21 protein-coding genes are annotated in these 18,205 nt (G+C 41.0%); all 21 read left to right on the top strand.

Features of this window, described 5'->3' with window-relative positions; all coding sequences use genetic code 11:
* The first annotated feature begins 7 nt into the window (after positions 1-7).
* The 21 genes from flgD to ACIQXQ_RS06900 all read left to right on the top strand — a co-directional run bounded on the left by flgD (position 8) and on the right by ACIQXQ_RS06900 (position 18,159).
* Entirely contained in the window at positions 8-643 is a 636-nt protein-coding gene (flgD, locus tag ACIQXQ_RS06800) for a flagellar hook assembly protein FlgD (RefSeq protein ID WP_402956313.1), read from the top strand.
* Positions 644-654: 11 nt separating this feature from the next.
* Positions 655-1,038, top strand: coding sequence for a TIGR02530 family flagellar biosynthesis protein (locus ACIQXQ_RS06805; protein ID WP_402956315.1), 384 nt, complete (start codon positions 655-657; stop codon positions 1,036-1,038).
* Between the two features lie 77 nt (positions 1,039-1,115).
* The gene (gene flgF, locus ACIQXQ_RS06810; protein WP_402956317.1) at positions 1,116-2,315 is read left to right on the top strand and encodes a flagellar basal-body rod protein FlgF; all 1,200 of its coding nucleotides are present in this window, start codon (positions 1,116-1,118) and stop codon (positions 2,313-2,315) included.
* Between the two features lie 50 nt (positions 2,316-2,365).
* Positions 2,366-2,581: a flagellar FlbD family protein gene (locus ACIQXQ_RS06815; protein WP_402868573.1), complete on the top strand. Its 216-nt coding sequence runs from the start codon at positions 2,366-2,368 to the stop codon at positions 2,579-2,581.
* The gene (gene fliL, locus ACIQXQ_RS06820; RefSeq protein WP_402868342.1) at positions 2,578-3,006 is read left to right on the top strand and encodes a flagellar basal body-associated protein FliL; all 429 of its coding nucleotides are present in this window, start codon (positions 2,578-2,580) and stop codon (positions 3,004-3,006) included. The genes ACIQXQ_RS06815 and fliL overlap by 4 nt, the downstream gene beginning before the upstream one ends.
* Positions 3,007-3,058: 52 nt before the next feature.
* A complete protein-coding gene (gene fliM / locus ACIQXQ_RS06825) occupies positions 3,059-4,057 on the top strand; it encodes a flagellar motor switch protein FliM (protein ID WP_402868343.1) in 999 nt (332 codons plus the stop codon).
* A complete protein-coding gene (fliY, locus tag ACIQXQ_RS06830) occupies positions 4,047-5,270 on the top strand; it encodes a flagellar motor switch phosphatase FliY (RefSeq protein ID WP_402956319.1) in 1,224 nt (407 codons plus the stop codon). Before fliM ends, fliY begins: the two co-directional genes overlap by 11 nt.
* Positions 5,271-5,290: 20 nt before the next feature.
* Positions 5,291-5,653, top strand: coding sequence for a chemotaxis protein CheY (cheY, locus tag ACIQXQ_RS06835; protein WP_063231856.1), 363 nt, complete (start codon positions 5,291-5,293; stop codon positions 5,651-5,653).
* Between the two features lie 19 nt (positions 5,654-5,672).
* Positions 5,673-6,347 (top strand): flagellar biosynthetic protein FliO, encoded by a 675-nt coding sequence (locus tag ACIQXQ_RS06840; protein ID WP_402956321.1) that lies wholly within the window; start codon positions 5,673-5,675, stop codon positions 6,345-6,347.
* Positions 6,344-7,009: a flagellar type III secretion system pore protein FliP gene (fliP, locus tag ACIQXQ_RS06845; RefSeq protein ID WP_402956323.1), complete on the top strand. Its 666-nt coding sequence runs from the start codon at positions 6,344-6,346 to the stop codon at positions 7,007-7,009. Before ACIQXQ_RS06840 ends, fliP begins: the two co-directional genes overlap by 4 nt.
* A 14-nt stretch (positions 7,010-7,023) precedes the next feature.
* Positions 7,024-7,293, top strand: coding sequence for a flagellar biosynthesis protein FliQ (fliQ, locus tag ACIQXQ_RS06850; protein WP_402868351.1), 270 nt, complete (start codon positions 7,024-7,026; stop codon positions 7,291-7,293).
* Between the two features lie 3 nt (positions 7,294-7,296).
* On the top strand, positions 7,297-8,073 hold the full coding sequence (gene fliR, locus ACIQXQ_RS06855; RefSeq protein WP_402868354.1) for a flagellar biosynthetic protein FliR: 777 nt from the start codon (positions 7,297-7,299) through the stop codon (positions 8,071-8,073).
* A 2-nt stretch (positions 8,074-8,075) separates the two neighbouring features.
* A complete protein-coding gene (flhB, locus tag ACIQXQ_RS06860) occupies positions 8,076-9,158 on the top strand; it encodes a flagellar biosynthesis protein FlhB (protein ID WP_402868355.1) in 1,083 nt (360 codons plus the stop codon).
* Positions 9,159-9,195: 37 nt separating this feature from the next.
* Complete coding sequence (gene flhA, locus ACIQXQ_RS06865; protein WP_402956325.1) at positions 9,196-11,232, top strand: flagellar biosynthesis protein FlhA; 2,037 nt, start codon at positions 9,196-9,198, stop codon at positions 11,230-11,232.
* Positions 11,229-12,401 carry a flagellar biosynthesis GTPase FlhF gene (gene flhF, locus ACIQXQ_RS06870; RefSeq protein ID WP_402956327.1) on the top strand — a complete coding sequence of 391 codons (1,173 nt, stop codon included), beginning with the start codon at positions 11,229-11,231 and terminating at the stop codon, positions 12,399-12,401. Before flhA ends, flhF begins: the two co-directional genes overlap by 4 nt.
* Positions 12,385-13,251 carry a MinD/ParA family protein gene (locus ACIQXQ_RS06875; RefSeq protein ID WP_402956329.1) on the top strand — a complete coding sequence of 289 codons (867 nt, stop codon included), beginning with the start codon at positions 12,385-12,387 and terminating at the stop codon, positions 13,249-13,251. The genes flhF and ACIQXQ_RS06875 overlap by 17 nt, the downstream gene beginning before the upstream one ends.
* A 10-nt stretch (positions 13,252-13,261) precedes the next feature.
* Positions 13,262-14,359, top strand: coding sequence for a protein-glutamate methylesterase/protein-glutamine glutaminase (locus ACIQXQ_RS06880; RefSeq protein ID WP_402956331.1), 1,098 nt, complete (start codon positions 13,262-13,264; stop codon positions 14,357-14,359).
* A 20-nt stretch (positions 14,360-14,379) separates the two neighbouring features.
* Positions 14,380-16,425 carry a chemotaxis protein CheW gene (locus tag ACIQXQ_RS06885; protein ID WP_402956333.1) on the top strand — a complete coding sequence of 682 codons (2,046 nt, stop codon included), beginning with the start codon at positions 14,380-14,382 and terminating at the stop codon, positions 16,423-16,425.
* 124 nt (positions 16,426-16,549) lie between these two features.
* Positions 16,550-17,020: a chemotaxis protein CheW gene (locus ACIQXQ_RS06890; RefSeq protein WP_402956335.1), complete on the top strand. Its 471-nt coding sequence runs from the start codon at positions 16,550-16,552 to the stop codon at positions 17,018-17,020.
* A gap of 4 nt (positions 17,021-17,024) precedes the next feature.
* Entirely contained in the window at positions 17,025-17,663 is a 639-nt protein-coding gene (locus tag ACIQXQ_RS06895) for a chemotaxis protein CheC (RefSeq protein ID WP_402868368.1), read from the top strand.
* Positions 17,656-18,159 carry a chemotaxis protein CheD gene (locus tag ACIQXQ_RS06900; protein ID WP_402868370.1) on the top strand — a complete coding sequence of 168 codons (504 nt, stop codon included), beginning with the start codon at positions 17,656-17,658 and terminating at the stop codon, positions 18,157-18,159. Before ACIQXQ_RS06895 ends, ACIQXQ_RS06900 begins: the two co-directional genes overlap by 8 nt.
* The last annotated feature ends 46 nt before the right edge of the window (positions 18,160-18,205 follow it).

The raw sequence follows: 18,205 nt of genomic DNA on the forward strand, positions 1-18,205 counted from the left end.
TGAAGAGATGACGACCATTGATACATCACTCATGTTATCAAACTATCAAACCGAAACAAGAAAAACGGGGGATAATCTAGGAAAAGATGATTTCCTGAAGTTGTTGCTTACTCAACTGCAAAATCAAGACCCTTCAAGCCCGATGGACAATTCGGAGTTCATAGCCCAAATGGCGACTTTTTCATCTTTAGAACAGATGATGAATATCGGAACTAAAATGGACGAGTTGCTTGCATCCAATCAGCAAAATAGTTTGATGAACTATAACTCCTTTGTTGGTCAAGAAGTGACATGGCATAAACTTGACGAGGGTGATGAGAACCTTGCAATTGAAGAAGGAACAGGAATCGTGGATTCAATTCAATTTAAAGGAGATAAAGTTTATTTCCTTTTAGAAGATGGAACTAAACTTGAACCGGCGAATATTTCAGCCATGAAGCAGACGGGAACAGGCTCAAATAGCCTGACGACAGCAAGTGAACTGATTGGAAAAAGTGTCACCTGGAATGATGAGAAAAACGGTGAGCAGTCGGCCATCGTGTCTTCCGTATCAATGAGTAATGGTAAGTTGCAAATCGAAGTGAATGATGAAGCAGGCACAAAATTATCAAGAGAGCAATTGATAAAAATAGCTGGCGCTTAAGGAGCGGAACGATGAATAAACTAGATTTTCAAACTAATTCCGCTCAAGCGATACCACTGATGAAAACACCCTTGAGAAAAAGGCAAACGGCCCAGCAAGGATTTCAACAGCACTTTCAAACAGCAGTAACGGCCGTTGAGAAATTGACAATCAGTAAACATGCCCAAATGCGGATGAATCAAAGAAAAATAGAAATAAATCCGCAAATGTGGAGCCGAATTGCCGATAAAGCCAATGAGGCCAAAAAGATGGGAGTGACAGAGTCACTCATCATCACCGATAATGCGGCGCTCGTAGTCAGCACGAAAAATAACAAAGTTATCACAGTCATGGACCGAGAGGAAGCATCGTCTCAAGTTTTCACGAATATCAATGGAACCATATTACTGGATTAACGGGCCGGTCCTAGTATAGGAAGCCTAGACTGTGGAATGACAGAAGCAGTCGCTAATATGAAAGGGGAACGTTTAATATGCTTCGTTCAATGTACTCAGGAATTAGTGGGTTGAAAAACTTACAAACAAAATTGGATGTCATCGGGAATAATGTGGCTAATGTAAATACGTATGGTTTTAAGAAAAGCCGTGTTACTTTCAGTGATACGATGAACCAAACAATATCAGGGGCAAGTGCTGCAACGGAAAATAGAGGGGGGACCAATGCTAAACAAGTAGGTTTAGGGTCTACCATCGCGACGATAGACACGATTCATAGTCAATCAAGCTTGCAAACTACTGGACGTGATCTTGACTTGGCTGTTTCTGGTGACGGTTATTTCGTCGTTAAGCAAGGAGATACCTTATCGTATACACGTGCAGGAAACTTCTATTTGGATGACAATGGTACGCTTGTAAACTCAAGCGGGTCAAAAGTACAGGCCTACAAGGTTGATGCAAAGGGAAATACTTCAAATACTATCGGAGATGTGGCAGTAAACGTTAATGCCGTTTTACCGGCAGTAAAAACTACTACAGTAACCGTGAGTGAAAATCTTGCAGCAGACGCTATTAAAGGTTCCGTATTTAGCCAGCAAATCAAAGTGATTGATGATAAGGGCCAGGAGCAAACGAAAACAATGTATTTTCAAAAAACATCTGAACCAAACGCAACTACTGGATCATGGGATGTATTTATAGACCAGGAACCTCCAGCTATTGCTGGTACAGGTACAGGGAAATTAACTACGCTTGCTTTTGATAACGTCGGTAAGTACACATCTGGTAATAAAAAAGATGCTACCATAGATTATGTTTTCTCAGACCTTACCCAAGTTGCAGGAACCACAACGGCCCTCGTCAATCCAAATGGAAATAAAGAGGGGAAACTAGAAAGCTTTAACTTTGGCGCTTCAGGTGAGATTAATGGGATATATTCAAATGGGAAAATTATAACACTGGGCCAATTGGCAATTGCTAAGTTTTCGAATGCTTCCGGTTTAACTAAATCTGGAGGAAGCACATTCCAGGAATCGATAAACTCAGGAACGGCAAATATAGGTGTCGCAGGGGAAGGTCGAGGATCAATTGCTCCAGGTTCACTTGAAATGTCCAATGTCGATTTATCCGAAGAGTTTACGGAGATGATTGTTGCTCAGCGTGGTTTCCAATCTAATTCACGTATCATCACCACGTCTGATGAAATCCTGCAAGAACTGGTTAACTTAAAACGATAGGTTAAGGGAGGGAGGAGCCAGGTGCTGATTTGCTCTGGCTCCTACATATTATTATTAAAGTGACAAGGCTGAATGGCAAAAGATTTCATATTAATGCATTGTACATAGATACGGTCGAATCCCTGCCGGATACGACCATTACTTTTACAAATGGCAAGAAGATTGTCGTGCTTGAGAAAGAAGAGGATTTGATTCAGGCTATCATTCAATTTTACCGTTCCGTTAACGTTCTTGGATTTCAAAAAGATGGGGAGGGAAGCGTATGAAAAAAAAGCTATTGACGATTATTTTGATTATGCTAGTGGCGATAACCCTGGTTGGCGTCATAGCAGTAGTGGTTGTTACGAAGTTATCTGACCCCACATCGGCAGAGGACAAGCCTAGTATAGATGAAATCGTTAAATCTTCCGTAGAAATTCCGGAGATTACGACGAATCTAGCGGGCAATGATTATATTAAAATATCGTTTATGGTCCAGACAGATAGTAAAAAGGCTAAGGAAGAACTGGAAAAAAGGAATTTTCAAGTGAAAAATATCATTATAACCGAGCTTTCCGAAATGAAGGCAACAGATTTGACAGGTAAAAAGGGCAAGGAAAAACTTCAGAATACATTACAAACTAAAATTAATGAATTAATGGAAGAAGGAAAAGTTGAAAAGGTTTATATAACCTCCTCGATCCTTCAATAAGAACATCCTGACTTCATTAAATAAGAAGGGGAAGTTTTGGAGGTGAATGCTAATGTCCGGGGAAATATTATCGCAAAATGAAATTGATGCACTACTATCAGCGATTTCTACAGGAGAAATGGATGCAGACGATTTAAAGAAAGAAGAAATAGAAAAAAGGGTGAAAGTGTACGACTTCAAGAGAGCGCTCCGGTTCTCGAAAGACCAAATCAGGAGTTTGACACGCATCCATGACAATTTCGCAAGGTTATTGACAACCTACTTTTCAGCGCAGCTAAGAACCTATGTTCAAATTTCGGTCGCTTCCGCTGACCAAATCCCTTATGAAGAATTTATACGGTCCATCCCAAAAATGACGATTTTGAATGTATTCGAGGTCCCACCCTTGGATGGTCGCATTATACTGGAGGTCAACCCGAATATTGCGTACTCCATGATGGACCGGGTGTTGGGCGGCAGGGGCGTCAGTGCAAATAAAGTTGACAGTCTAACGGAAATCGAAACGAAAATCATGTCAAACCTCTTTGAGAAGGCTTTTGAGAATTTACAGGAAGCCTGGGAGACGATTGTCGAAATCGAACCGGTGATGACGGAATTCGAAGTGAATCCGCAGTTCTTACAGCTAGTTTCACCCAATGACACAGTGGTGGTCATTTCGTTGAATACCCAGATTGGTGAAACAAGCGGAATGATCAATATATGTATACCGCACGTCGTTTTAGAACCGATTATACCAAAATTATCTGCTCATTACTGGATGGAAACTTCCCAAAAAGAAAGACTGCCTGAGGAAATCAAGGTCTTGGAAACGCGTATCAGGAATTCAGACCTCCCAATCATTTCCGAACTTGGAACCACTGATATTACCATACAGGATTTTCTGCTTCTTGATGTAGGTGATGTTATCGATTTAAATCAGGCAATCGATCAACCTTTATTAATTAAAGTTGGAGGAATTCCAAAATATAGTGGGCAACCAGGTAAAGTAGGTAAAAAACATGCCATCCAGATTCTTGATATTTTGAAAGGGGGAGACGAAGATGGTAAGTGACGAAATGCTTTCACAAGACGAAATAGATGCCCTTTTAAAAGGTACAGACGATACAGATGAAGAGGTAAGCTCGCTTCCCATTGCTGATTATTTATCAGCAATGGAACTGGATGCACTCGGTGAAATCGGGAATATCTCTTTCGGAAGCTCAGCAACTGCATTATCCACCTTATTGAACCAAAAGGTGGATATCACGACTCCGACTGTTACCATCATTGAAAAAGGTAAAATAGCAGAGGAGTTTCCACAGCCATATGTGGCCATCCAAGTAAGGTATACGGAGGGGTTTTCCGGTATCAATATGCTTGTCATCAAGCAAAGTGATGCAGCCATCATCGCCGATTTGATGTTGGGTGGTGATGGATTAAGTCCTTCGGATATGCTAGGGGAAATCCAATTAAGTGCGGTCCAGGAAGCAATGAATCAAATGATGGGGTCCGCCGCTACGTCAATGTCGACCATTTTCAGCAAAAAGGTTGATATTTCTCCACCTAGCATAGATTTACTCAATTTTTTGAACGGCGAAGGCGAGGACGCCATCCCGAACGAAGATCTATTTGCAAAAATTTCGTTCCGGCTGCGCGTCGGTGATTTAATTGATTCCAGCATCATGCAGTTATTGCCTTTAGAGTTCGCTAAGGGGTTGGTCGATGAACTATTGAATGGTACCGGAGATAGTGAACCTGCCGAAATTCCAAAAGCGATGGAACAGGTGGCCAATCAGCCGCAGAGCATTCCGACACAAGCGACTGTTCAATCACAGATGCCCATTACGAACCAATCAGTCCATGATCCATATGGACAAATGCCTTATCAGGCACAACAACAGACTTATCAAATGCCCAATGAACCTCAGCATTTTGGTTCACCAAGTGTATCCAATGGAAAGCCTGTAAATATCCAACCAGCTAGTTTCACAAGTTTTCAGCCTTATCAACTTCAAGAATCGGAAACGAAGAACCTCAGCATGCTGATGGACATTCCTCTTCAAGTAACGGTAGAGCTTGGCAGGACAAAGCGTTCGGTCAAGGAAATCCTGGAGTTGTCATCCGGTTCTATCATTGAATTGGATAAACTGGCTGGGGAACCCGTTGATATTCTTGTAAACAGCCGGTTAATCGCAAAGGGCGAAGTTGTTGTCATTGATGAAAACTTTGGAGTTCGAGTTACTGATATTATGAGTCAGAGCGACCGATTAAAAAAAATTAGATAAAATTTGGGGGAAGAAACAAAATGGCAAATAGAATATTAATTGTAGACGATGCAGCATTTATGAGAATGATGATCAAGGACATCCTTTCTAAAAATGGCTTTGAGATTGTCGGAGAAGCGGCAGATGGAGCCCAAGCAGTTGAGAAATATAAAGAAACGCACCCAGATCTTGTAACGATGGATATAACGATGCCTGAAATGGATGGAATTACCGCATTAAAGGAAATTAAAAAGGTAAATCCTCAAGCCAAGGTCATTATGTGCTCTGCAATGGGCCAACAAGCGATGGTCATTGATGCCATTCAAGCGGGAGCCAAAGATTTCATTGTAAAACCGTTCCAAGCGGATCGCGTATTGGAAGCCATAAATAAAGCACTAAGCTAACTAAGAGGGTGTCTTCGTATTGTTTGCTTTAAAAAAATGGCTTCAAGTTTCATTAGCGCTAGTCATTGTGTTTTGCGGGGCCATTCAGGCCCATGCACAAGATCAGGATGACACAGTAAAGAATTTTTTTGAGCCAGAAAATTCAAAAACGGATAAAACCGATAAATCAAAAGAATCTCTTTCTACCAATTCCCAATCTACCGATGAAGCAACGAATCCTGAAAAAGTAGGAATTACTGGATGGGAGTTCCTCAGGATGATTCTTGCGACCATTTTTGTGGTCGTGCTACTTTATATAGTTTTAAGATTTGTAGGAAAGAAAAGCAAAACGTATCAAAAAGCCAATTCGGTTGAGAATCTGGGAGGTACGAGTCTCGGGGCAAACCGCTCCGTACAGCTTGTAAAAGTCGGAGGAAGGATTCTAGTCGTAGGGGTTGGTGAAAACATCCAACTTTTAAAGGAAATAGATGATCCAAAAGAATACGAACAGCTGATAGAAGATTACAATGGGAAAATAGACCAGATGATCCAGCCAAGAGATTTTGTGGCAAAAATGAAAGGCAAATGGCTGAAAAAGGATGAAACAGAGACTAATAGTTTTTCCTCGGAGTTCAAAAATCAGCTCGAGAAAATGTCTAAAAGCAGGAAGAAGCTGTTAAAAGAACTTGATAGGAAAGGAAGAGACAAAGAATGAATGAGTTCATGGAGTTCTTTAACAACAGTGATCCCACTAGCGTCTCTACTTCCGTCAAGTTAGTTCTTTTGCTAACCGTTTTATCTCTTGCTCCGAGCCTATTGATTTTAATGACGTGTTTTACGAGGATCATCATCGTACTCAGTTTTGTGAGGACTTCGCTGGCGACGCAACAGATGCCGCCGAACCAGGTACTGGTCGGCTTGGCCCTTTTCATGACTTTTTTCATCATGGCTCCCACTTTCCAGGAAGTGAATGAGAAGGCATTGACTCCTTTATTTAATGAAGAAATTGATTTGGAAGAGGCGTATGAGCAAGCAGCGATTCCTTTTAAGGAATTTATGAGCGCTCATACGAGACAGAAAGACCTGGCCTTATTTCTTGACTATGCCCAGGTAGAACAGCCAAAAACGATACAGGATATCCCCTTGACTGCCTTTGTTCCAGCATTTGCAATCAGTGAAATTAAAACGGCCTTTCAAATCGGATTCATGATTTTCATTCCATTTTTAGTGATAGATATGGTCATTGCCAGCGTCCTGATGTCAATGGGGATGATGATGTTACCGCCGGTCATGATTTCCCTCCCATTCAAGATCCTTCTCTTCATTCTTGTTGATGGTTGGTATTTAGTAGTGAAGTCGTTATTACAGAGTTTTTAAGCAGGTGAGAAAAGATGAGTGCAGATTATGTGATTGATGTAGCAGAAAAAGGGATTTATATGGTGTTGATTATTGCGGGTCCGTTGATGTTGATAGCTCTTGTGGTCGGGTTATTAGTAAGTATCTTTCAGGCGACCACTCAGATTCAGGAGCAGACATTGGCCTTCGTTCCGAAAATTGTGGCTGTTTTATTGGCGCTTATTTTATTGGCCCCATGGATGCTCAGTCATCTATTATCATACGCCAATGATATATTCGGTAATTTGAATCGATTTGTAGGTTAGGGCATGGAGGAAATATTCCCTTACTTTCCTGCTTTTTTATTAATAGTAGTCAGGGTTACCACCTTTTTCGTGGCCATGCCGATTTTTTCGTATCGATCAATTCCGATACAGCACAGAATCGGGTTAGGGGTTTTCCTGGCTTGGATCATGTACTATACCATCGATGCCCCAGTTCTGGATTTGGATGTGACATTTTATTTATTGATCATGAAGGAAGCACTTGTAGGACTTTTCATTGGGTTTGCTGCTTATATGATTTTGTCTGCGGTCCAAATTGCCGGTGGGTTAATCGATTTTCAACTCGGCTTTTCAATAGCGAATGTCATCGATCCGCAAACAGGAGCACAAAGTCCCTTGATGGGTCAATATTTATACACGATAGCTCTATTGTTTCTATTAAGCACCAATGGTCATCATTTACTACTGGATGGAATCTTTTATAGCTATCAATTTATCCCGATTGACCAATTGTTTGTCCCGTTCGGCGACCAAACAATAATAGAGTACTTGGCCAAGGCGTTTAGTAAAGCATTTATGATTGCCTTTCAAATGGCGATCCCAGTTGTGGGGAGCATATTTTTAGTGGATGTCACGCTTGGTATCCTAGCAAGGACCGTTCCTCAACTAAATGTTTTTGTTGTCGGCATCCCTGTGAAAATCATCGTGGGTTTAGCGATTGTCATCATAGTCATGGGAATGATGATGACGGTTGTGTCACAGTTATTTAACTTCATGCTCCTGACGATGCGTCAGTTAATGCAGCTGATCGGGGGCTTATGAAAATGGAATGGATACAACTGGATTTACAGTTTTTCGCTGGTGAAAAAACGGAAAAGGCAACCCCAAAAAAACGTCAGGATTCAAAGAAAAAAGGGCAAGTTGCCAAAAGCCAGGATGTCAACACCTCAGTTAATTTAATAACTGTATTCTCAGTGTTGCTGTTGATGGGACCCTATATGTACAATCATTTACTCTCCCTTATGAAGAAATACCTACAGAACTTCACGATGGCTGATTTCAGTGAAGAGGGGATGCAAGTCATTTTGCTCGAAATTCTTGTAGAGATGGGACTTGTTTTGGGTCCTGTTTTTCTGGCAGCAGTGGTAGCAGGGATTTTGGCCAATGTGATGCAAATCGGTTTTATGTTTTCTACGGAATCAATTCAGTTCAAGCTCGAAAAGCTGGACCCCATTAAAGGGTTTAAACGAATTTTTTCCATGAGGGCAATTGTTGAATTATTGAAATCCATTCTTAAAATATCATTTGTTGGTTTTGTTGCTTTTTATGTACTTTGGAACCGTATGGAAGAGATCATGATTTTATCACAGATATCTGTGGCAGATGCAATGGCAACATTGGCGGATATTACGATTAAAGTAGGGTATTATGCTGCCGTGGCTTTATTGTTCATTGCACTATTGGACTATATGTATCAAAAATATGACTTTGAAAAAAACATCCGGATGTCTAAGCAAGATATTAAGGATGAATATAAAAATTCTGAAGGCGACCCGCTCATTAAATCTAAGATCAGGCAAAAGCAACGTCAGATGGCTGCCCAGAGAATGATGCAGGAAGTGCCGAATGCGGACGTTGTCATTACAAACCCCACGCATTTTGCCATTGCTTTAAAATATGATGAAAATGAAGCGGAAGCTCCCTTTGTCGTGGCGAAGGGTGTGGATTTTGTTGCTCAGAAGATTAAATATATCGCGAAAGAAAATGATGTCGTCATGGTGGAAAATCGGCCTTTGGCAAGATCTTTATATGATCAAGCCGAAGTGGGACAAGCGATACCGGAAGAGTTTTTTAAGGCAGTCGCTGAAATACTGGCCTTTGTATATAAAACGAAAGGCAAGCTTTAAAAGGTAGATTGTTACCTGTTAGTTAGGAGAGAAAAACATGCGAGCAAGAGATTTGGTTGTTATATCGAGTGTCATCATGATTGTCGCCATGTTGGTCATACCATTACCAACTTGGTTATTAAGTATCTTACTTCTTTTAAATATATCTCTTGCGCTGTTGGTTCTATTGACTACGATGAATATGAAAGAGCCGCTTGAGTTTTCAATCTTTCCGTCGCTGCTCTTATTATTAACCCTTTTCAGACTTGGATTGAATGTGTCCACGACTCGTGCCATTTTGACGTATGGAGATGCTGGCGGTGTCGTTGAAACCTTTGGCTCCTTTGTGGTTGGAGGGAATGTGCTTGTCGGTTTAGTGGTATTTATAATCTTGGTCATCATCAATTTCATTGTCATCACGAAAGGGTCCGAAAGGGTATCTGAAGTAGCGGCAAGGTTTACGCTGGATGCGATGCCTGGGAAACAGATGGCCATTGACGCCGATTTGAACGCTGGGATGATCTCTGAAGGCGAAGCACGTACAAGGCGAGAAAAAATTAGCAACGAAGCCGATTTCTATGGATCCATGGACGGAGCGAGCAAGTTCGTAAAAGGTGATGCCATAGCAGGTATAATCATTGTCATCATCAACTTGATTTTTGGGATGATCATCGGTGTCATGCAATTGGACATGAGCTTTGGCGAATCAGCCGTCCATTTTTCGATGTTATCGGTGGGCGATGGAATCGTCAGCCAAGTGCCGGCATTACTGATTTCAACGGCTACAGGGATTGTCGTGACTCGTGCGGCTTCTAATGGCAATTTAGGCGCGGATATCGTTGAGCAGTTATTTCAATTTCCTAAAATGCTTTACTTGACTGCAGCAACAATTTTCCTCCTGGGATTATTCACCCCCATATCGGATATATTCACAATGCCGATTGCTGCTTTGTTGGTTCTGGGGGGATATGTCATTTCCAAAACACCACAACCTGATGAAAGTGAAATCCAGGAGATGGAAGAAGTATTGGAAACGGACGAGATGAAAAGTCCTGAAAGCGTCGTAAACCTTTTGAGTGTCGACCCCATAGAATTTGAGTTTGGCTATGGACTAATCCCCCTTGCCGATACGAATCAGGGAGGAGACCTTCTCGATCGGGTTGTCATGATCCGCAGACAGCTGGCAATCGAAATGGGTCTGATTATCCCAGTGGTTCGGATTCGGGATAATATCCAGTTGAATCCTAATGAGTATCGCTTGAAAATCAAGGGAAGTGAAATTGCCAACGGAGAATTACTTTTGAACCACTATTTAGCCATGAGTCCTGGCATAGAGGACGATACAATAGAAGGAATCGATACGGTTGAACCGTCATTCGGTCTGCCTGCTAAATGGATTACGGAAGACATGAAAGAGCATGCGGAAATGATGGGCTATACCGTGGTGGATCCTCCGAGTGTGGTTTCCACGCATTTAACGGAAGTTATCAAAGCTAATGCTCATGAACTTTTGGGCAGGCAGGAAACGAAACAATTAATCGATCATCTACGAGAAACATCGCCGATTCTCGTCGAGGAGGTCACCCCGAATCCATTATCGATTGGGGATGTCCAAAAGGTATTGGCAAAACTATTGAAAGAAAAAGTTTCGATAAGGAACTTACCAATCATTTTTGAAACGCTTGCTGATTATGGAAAGTTATCTACTGATACCGATTTGCTCACTGAATATGTAAGGCAGAATTTAGCGAGACAAATTACGAACTCCTTTATTTCAGGGGAAAACCGGATAAAAGTCATTACTTTATCGGGAAAAGTGGAGAAGGCGATTGCAGATGCGGTACAACAAACTGAACATGGTAACTTTTTATCGCTCGATCCTACTGTATCCCAGTCGATTCTAGAGGCGATTGCTAGTAAATTGGAGGAGCTGACTTTGATGGATCATCAACCGATTGTGCTTTGCTCCCCAGCTGTACGTATGTACGCTCGACAATTGACAGAACGTTATTTTCCCAATGTACCGATTCTTTCTTACAATGAACTCGAATCAAATGTAGAAGTACAAAGTGTAGGGGTGGTGAATATTGATTGAGGATAAAGAAATATATGGCACCTTCCATGTCTGAAGCCATGAAGCAGATACGACAAGAGTTAGGCAGTGAAGCGGTCATTTTAAGTTCGAAAGCGGTATACAAGGGTGGTTTTCTAGGGTTGTTCAAGAAAAGGAATATTGAAGTCATGGCCGCCATCGATCCCGTTTCACAGCCCTCCCAACCTGTAACTAAACAAAAAGAGAAAAAGCTGCCTGTAAAACCGGCACTTGAGAGTTCTATAGTGAAAATCAATGAACCGGCTGCACCAAAACAAAACAACCGGGGAGATGTTGAACTGTTAAAGGAAATTGAAGGGTTAAAAGGGATGATAAGAAATATACAAATCCCATCACACGCTCATTATCCGGAGAAATTACAACAGGTTTATGAGTATCTTATCGAACAGGATGTCAATACAGTTATCCGCTCACAAATCATGGACGAGCTCCTTGATAAATGGTTTGCTACTAAAGAGGATTCTACTGATGAAGAAATTAAAAACTGGCTAGAAGCATCTTTATGTAAACTAGTGGATCAGGTACCGAATGGAAGGCCCGGCCTACAGAAGAAATATATTAATATTGTAGGTCCGACAGGTGTTGGCAAGACAACAACTTTAGCCAAGGTAGCAGCAGAGACCATGCTGAAGCATGATAAGAAGGTAGCTTTCATTACAACCGACACGTATAGGATAGCTGCTATCGATCAGTTGAAGACATATGCAAAGATTCTAAACGTTCCAATCGAAGTGGCTTATAACTTGGAAGATTTCAAAAAAGCCACAGAACGCTTTTCTCATTATGATTATGTTTTTATCGATACAGCTGGAAGGAATTTTCGCAATCCGCAGTATGTTAAAGACCTAGGGGAAATCATCCACTTCACAGATGAGATGGAAACGTACTTAGTGCTTTCATTGACTTCGAAGCAAAAGGACATGGAAGATATTTATCGACAGTTCACGACGATTCCGATTAAGCAGGTCATTTTTACGAAAGCGGATGAAACGTCTACTTTTGGTTCGATCTTTAATTTTATTCACACTCATAAATTGGGGGTAGCTTATATAACAAATGGACAAAATGTGCCAGATGATATTGAAAAAGCAACTTCATCCAATTTATTGAAGATGGTTCTTGGAGCTAAAGATTATGAAAGATCAAGCTGAAAACCTAAGAAGGAGACTGGAATTGCAAAAAAACCATTCAATGGCCAAGACACTTGCCATCTTGAGTGGAAAAGGTGGAGTCGGTAAATCCAACTTTTCTTTGAACTTTGCCATTTCCTTGTCGAAACTGGGAAAAAAGGTATTGTTGTTCGATATGGATATTGGAATGGGTAATATAGATATCTTATTTGGGCAGCATTCTCCATATAGCATCGTTGATTTTTTTGAAGATGGTCTAAGCTTGAAAGAGATTATGACCACAGGACCGGAACAAATTTCCGTAATAACAGGTGGAACGGGGCTGACCCACCTTTTTACTTTAGATGAAGATAAATATGCACGTTTTACTGATGAATTTGGTTCTCTGCTAGAGAGTTATGATTATATATTGTTTGATATGGGGGCAGGTATCACACAGGATTCCGCAAAATTCCTTTTGTGTGTGGATGAGTTAATCATCATCACAACCCCAGAACCGACTTCTGTGATGGATGCTTACTCTACGATGAAATACATTCATTCAGTAAATGATGAGATTCCATTTTTTCTCGTTTGCAATAGAGTGTTCACGAAAAAGGAAGGGAAAGAAACGATGATCAGACTTCAAAATGCCCTGAGAAAATTCCTTGGAGCGGAGATGGTTTCACTTGGCTATCTCCCCGATGATAGGTCCGTTTCCAAAGCGGTTTCCAAGCAGATTCCTTTTATCCTTTCTTATCCTGATGCGGCTGTTTCCAAATCTCTAATCGAGGTTGTATCTAGATATGTAAATCATGGCTTAGGTGAAGAATCAATTATACAAAAAAGTAATTTCCTGCAAAATATGAAACGATATTTTCTTGGAAAGTAGGTTTCCTTATATGGAAAAGGTTAAAGTGTTGATAGTGGATGATTCCGCGTTTATGAGGAAGCTGATTTCTGAACTTTTAGCAGAAGATAATAGAATGGAAATCATTGGTACGGCCAGGAACGGTAAAGATGCTTTATTAAAAATAAAATCGCTGAAACCGGATGTCGTCACCTTGGATATTGAAATGCCGGTTATGGATGGATTAGAAGCGTTAAACCGGATTATGGAAGAATGTCCGACAGCAGTGGTCATGCTATCAAGCACGACGAAGGAAGGGACGGAAAGTACATGTATTGCCATGCAGAGTGGCGCCATTGACTTTATTGCTAAGCCTTCAGGGGCTATTTCACTGGATTTGCATAAAATTAAGGAAGAACTATGTGAGAAAGTTATGGCAGCCAGCCTTGCAAATGTTCACAAACTACAAAAAAGTGCGATAAATGTTGAAAGAAACCCATCATACTGGAAAAAATATAGTAAAATAGAATCAAAAGAAATTAACGATATTGATAATGATATGAAAAAATGGTTCCATGGCAATAAAAAGATTGTAGTTATTGGTACATCGACAGGAGGACCAAGGGCTTTGCAGACAGTATTGACGGGTCTCCCGGAAAATATCGATGCCCCTATTTTGATTGTCCAGCATATGCCTCCCAGCTTCACGAAATCCTTAGCCGATAGGCTCAATTCATTATCGAGGATACGGGTAAAGGAAGCGGAAGATGGGGAGTTGATTCAAAAAGGAGTAGCTTATATCGCTCCGGGGGGCTTCCATTTCAAAGTGAAAAAAGTTGGTTTGAGCCTTGCGGTAGAATTGGATCAATCCGAGCAGCGAAATGGGCACCGTCCTTCGGTGGATGTGCTTTTCGAATCAGTAAGTGAAATAGCGGAATTTGCAAAAATAGCTGTTGTCATGACTGGAATGGGTATGGATGGTTCAAGCGGACTTACCAAGTTGAAAAGAACTGGTCCCTTAAAGGCAATAGCAGAGTCACAGGAGACGTCAATTGTCTTTGGAATGCCAAAGGCGGCAATTGCTACCAATTTAATAGATAGCATAGAGGATGTAGATAAAATAGCAAAAGCCATAATTGGCTATTGCTAACATACGGGGGTGGAGATTGTATGGATATGAATCAGTATTTAGAGGTATTTATTGAAGAAAGTAAAGAACATCTTCAAACGTGTAGTGAACAGCTGTTGGTACTTGAGAAGAACCCGGAGGATCTTTCGATAGTCAATGAGATTTTTCGTTCCGCACATACTTTAAAAGGTATGTCGGCTACAATGGGCTATGAGGATTTAGCTAATTTGACCCATAAAATGGAAAATGTTCTAGACGCGATCCGGAACAGCAAAATTATCCTAACTCCTGAACTGTTCGACGTAATATTCTTGGCGGTGGATGACCTAGAAGCAATTGTCATGTCGATTGCTGAAGGCGGAGATGGCAAACGTGATGTGACGAACGTGGTGCAAAAATTGCAACAAATCGAAAAAGGTGAATCACTGGTTATCCCTACAATTAATGAAACGGCAGCAGCATCTCCCGTTCTAGAAACAATGGAACAAGCAACGATGGGCGAATATGACGAATTCGAAATGACTGTTTTGCAGCAATCCAAGGAACAAGGATTTAAAAGCTATGAAATTTCAATCAGCTTACGTGACGACTGCCTTTTAAAAGCTGCAAGAGTGTTTATGGTGTTTGAAGTTCTTGAAAAGTCAGGTGAGGTGATAAAATCGAATCCACCCGCTGAACTTTTGGAGGAAGAACAATTTGATCAGAAATTCACGGTTACATTGGTGACCAATGAATCGATTGAAGAGACCAAGAAAAAAATCATGAAGGTTTCAGAAGTGGATGTCGTCGAAATAACAGCCCTAAATCTGGAAGAACTACGTCATGCTGCAAATATTAAAGAGGAAAAAAAAGCGGCCGATAAAAAGCCTCAGGAAGGTACGGACCAGTCACCTTCAATCAATGAGGCTAAAGAAACAAAAAAAGCGGTCAAGCATGCTCCAAGCAAGACCATTCGGGTAAATATCGAGCGGCTAGATATATTAATGAACTTATTTGAAGAACTAGTTATCGATAGAGGAAGGTTAGATCAAATTTCAAGCGATTTGGATAACCAGGAACTGCACGAAACAGTGGAAAGAATGTCTCGCGTAACAAGCGATTTGCAAACGATTGTGTTGAACATGCGCATGGTTCCTGTCGAAACGGTATTCAACCGTTTTCCGAAAATGGTACGCCAATTAGCGAGGGATTTAAATAAAAAGGTAGATTTAGAGATTATCGGCGCTGAAACTGAATTGGACCGAACGGTGATTGATGAAATTGGCGACCCACTCGTCCATTTATTAAGAAACGCGATGGATCATGGAGTGGAGACACCCGAAAAGCGCCTTTCTAAGGGAAAAAATGAAGTAGGGAAGATTCTGTTAAAGGCCTATCATAGCGGTAACCATGTGTTCATTGAAATTGAAGATGATGGAGCTGGTATTAATAAAGAACGGGTTTTAAGTAAAGCCCTTTCCAATGGAATACTAACGAAGGAAACCGCCGCAACACTATCGGATAAGCAAATTTATGAATTGATTTTCGCTTCAGGTTTCTCCACAGCCGATACCATTTCGGATGTATCTGGCCGTGGCGTAGGTTTGGATGTCGTGAAGAACACAATAGAATCACTGGGCGGATCGGTAACAATCGACTCTAAGGAGAATGAAGGGTCCATTTTTCTCATACAACTTCCTTTGACGTTATCTATCATTTCCGTCATGTTAGTTGAAATTCAACAGGAGAAATATGCCATCCCTCTTTCTTCTATTATAGAGACAGCCATTATAAGAAAAGAAGATATTATGAATGCCCATAATCAACAAGTGATCGACTTTAGAGGAAAAGTGCTGCCACTCCTGTTCCTAAAGGACATTTTTGAAGTGCCCGTACAAAACGAAGAAGAAGAGTTTCTTTCAATCGTTATAGTCAGGAAAGGCGAAAAAATGGCGGGACTTGTAGTGGATTCATTTATAGGGCAACTTGAAATCGTCTTGAAGTCATTAGGTAATTATTTATCGACTGCATTTGCCATATCTGGAGCTACTATTTTAGGCGATGGCCAAGTAGCCTTGATTGTCGATTGCAATGCATTGATTCACTGACCATTTTAATATATAGATTCGCTACAATCCTTCCTACCATTTGATTACTGGAGACCCTTTGGAAACAAGGGTCAATGGATGAACAGTAGATATGGTTGAGGGGTAAAAAGAGGAGGGTAATTGAATGTCGACCACAAGTCCTGTTCAAGATATAAAAGTAATCGTGTTTCAAATCAAAGACAAAGAATATGCGATTCCGGTGGATAAAGTAAGTGGAATAGAAAAACTTTTGCATATAACAAGGGTGCCCAAGGCCGTTCCATTTGTTAAAGGTGTGATTAATTTAAGGGGAGTGATTACCCCCATTATTGATTTAAGAGTCCGTTTCGGTTTTGAAGAAGTTGAATATAACGATTCAACGAGGATCATCATTGTTGTCCTTGATGACATCGAAGTAGGGTTGATTGTCGATTCAGCCAATGATGTGCTTGACATTCCTGTCGAGAGCATTGAGCCTCAGCCGGAAGTTGTCGGTCATTTAGCTTCTGAATATATCAGCGGTGTCGCAAAAATCGAGAAACGTTTGCTTGTATTGGTGAATTTGGAGAAGGCCTTAAGTCTCGAAGCAAATGAAATCGTGAGAAAAGAAGGATAAAGGGATGTCATTTATTGATAAAATCAACCCCATCCACCTTGATATCCTCAAAGAAATTGGGAATATTGGTGCGGGACATGCTGCTACTGCACTCTCTGCCATTCTTAATAAAAAAATAGATATGAATGTTCCTAATGTCCGGGTAGTTTCCTTTGATGAAATGATGGAATTGGCAGGGGGAGCAGAACATGTTGTGGCTAGTGTCTTTTTGCGAATTGAAGGAGATGCCACTGGAAGCATGATTTTTATCCTTTCATTACCTGTAGCTGAATATTTCATTCAACAGATGATAGGGGATGAAACCTTCTCCATTGATAAACCACAGCATTCTGAATTAGCTCTTTCTTGTCTACAGGAATTAGGGAATATCTTGTCGGGATCCTATCTTTCTTCTTTATCGGATTTTACTAAGTTGAATATATATCCATCGGTTCCTTCCTTGAATATCGATATGGTGGGAGCAACTATCAGTTATGGATTACTGGAATTATCACAAGTAAGTGATTCTGCTATTGTGATAGATACCGTCCTAGCGCAGAATGAGAGGTTTGCTGAATCTATCAATGGCCATTTCTTTTTACTGCCCGATCCTGATTCCTTTGATACTATTTTTGCTGCCCTGGGAGTGACAATAAATGGTTGAATTATTGCAAATCCAAGTTGTTAAAGTGGGGATAGCGGATATGAATACTGTAAAACCTCCTTATTCGATTCGCACTTCAGGGCTTGGTTCATGCGTAGGGGTCGTCATTTATGATGAGAAAAGAGAGATTGCCGGTTTGGCGCATGTCATGTTGCCGGATTCTTCACTTGCTAAGTCTGGTCAGATTAATCGGGCCAAGTTTGCCGATACAGCCGTAAAGGAATTGGTGAATCGTCTGGTGAAGGAAGGAGCAAGGCCTGCTTTTTTAAAAGCAAAGCTGGCTGGAGGTGCACAAATGTTTCAATTTGCCTCTGGGGGGGATTTAATGAGAATAGGACCCCGAAATGTTGAAGCTGTCCGGAAAGAATTGGCTGATTTACGAATACAGGTCGTTTCGGAGGACGTCGGCGGGAACAGTGGTAGGACGATAGAATTCAATGTGACAAAGTGCATGCTTAATATCCGGACAGTAAATAAAGGGACTAGAAATATTTAATTGGGAAGATGAAATTTGCGCAGCCGGAAAGTGACGGGAACACTGC

The organism is Peribacillus sp. NPDC097198, assembly GCF_044762055.1.
In the GTDB taxonomy this organism is placed as follows: domain Bacteria; phylum Bacillota; class Bacilli; order Bacillales; family DSM-1321; genus Peribacillus.

Bases quoted from the DNA above. Each gene is read 5' to 3' on its own strand.
- ACIQXQ_RS06875 (WP_402956329.1), top strand. From the start codon at position 12,385: ATGAAAGATCAAGCTGAAAACCTAAGAAGGAGACTGGAATTGCAAAAA.
- flgD (WP_402956313.1), top strand. From the start codon at position 8: ATGACGACCATTGATACATCACTCATGTTATCAAACTATCAAACCGAA.
- ACIQXQ_RS06885 (WP_402956333.1), top strand. From the start codon at position 14,380: ATGGATATGAATCAGTATTTAGAGGTATTTATTGAAGAAAGTAAAGAA.
- cheY (WP_063231856.1), top strand. From the start codon at position 5,291: ATGGCAAATAGAATATTAATTGTAGACGATGCAGCATTTATGAGAATG.
- ACIQXQ_RS06900 (WP_402868370.1), top strand. From the start codon at position 17,656: ATGGTTGAATTATTGCAAATCCAAGTTGTTAAAGTGGGGATAGCGGAT.
- flgF (WP_402956317.1), top strand. From the start codon at position 1,116: ATGCTTCGTTCAATGTACTCAGGAATTAGTGGGTTGAAAAACTTACAA.
- ACIQXQ_RS06895 (WP_402868368.1), top strand. From the start codon at position 17,025: ATGTCATTTATTGATAAAATCAACCCCATCCACCTTGATATCCTCAAA.
- flhA (WP_402956325.1), top strand. From the start codon at position 9,196: ATGCGAGCAAGAGATTTGGTTGTTATATCGAGTGTCATCATGATTGTC.
- ACIQXQ_RS06890 (WP_402956335.1), top strand. From the start codon at position 16,550: ATGTCGACCACAAGTCCTGTTCAAGATATAAAAGTAATCGTGTTTCAA.
- flhB (WP_402868355.1), top strand. From the start codon at position 8,076: ATGGAATGGATACAACTGGATTTACAGTTTTTCGCTGGTGAAAAAACG.
- fliL (WP_402868342.1), top strand. From the start codon at position 2,578: ATGAAAAAAAAGCTATTGACGATTATTTTGATTATGCTAGTGGCGATA.
- fliY (WP_402956319.1), top strand. From the start codon at position 4,047: ATGGTAAGTGACGAAATGCTTTCACAAGACGAAATAGATGCCCTTTTA.
- ACIQXQ_RS06880 (WP_402956331.1), top strand. From the start codon at position 13,262: ATGGAAAAGGTTAAAGTGTTGATAGTGGATGATTCCGCGTTTATGAGG.
- fliQ (WP_402868351.1), top strand. From the start codon at position 7,024: ATGAGTGCAGATTATGTGATTGATGTAGCAGAAAAAGGGATTTATATG.
- fliR (WP_402868354.1), top strand. From the start codon at position 7,297: ATGGAGGAAATATTCCCTTACTTTCCTGCTTTTTTATTAATAGTAGTC.
- ACIQXQ_RS06805 (WP_402956315.1), top strand. From the start codon at position 655: ATGAATAAACTAGATTTTCAAACTAATTCCGCTCAAGCGATACCACTG.
- fliP (WP_402956323.1), top strand. From the start codon at position 6,344: ATGAATGAGTTCATGGAGTTCTTTAACAACAGTGATCCCACTAGCGTC.
- fliM (WP_402868343.1), top strand. From the start codon at position 3,059: ATGTCCGGGGAAATATTATCGCAAAATGAAATTGATGCACTACTATCA.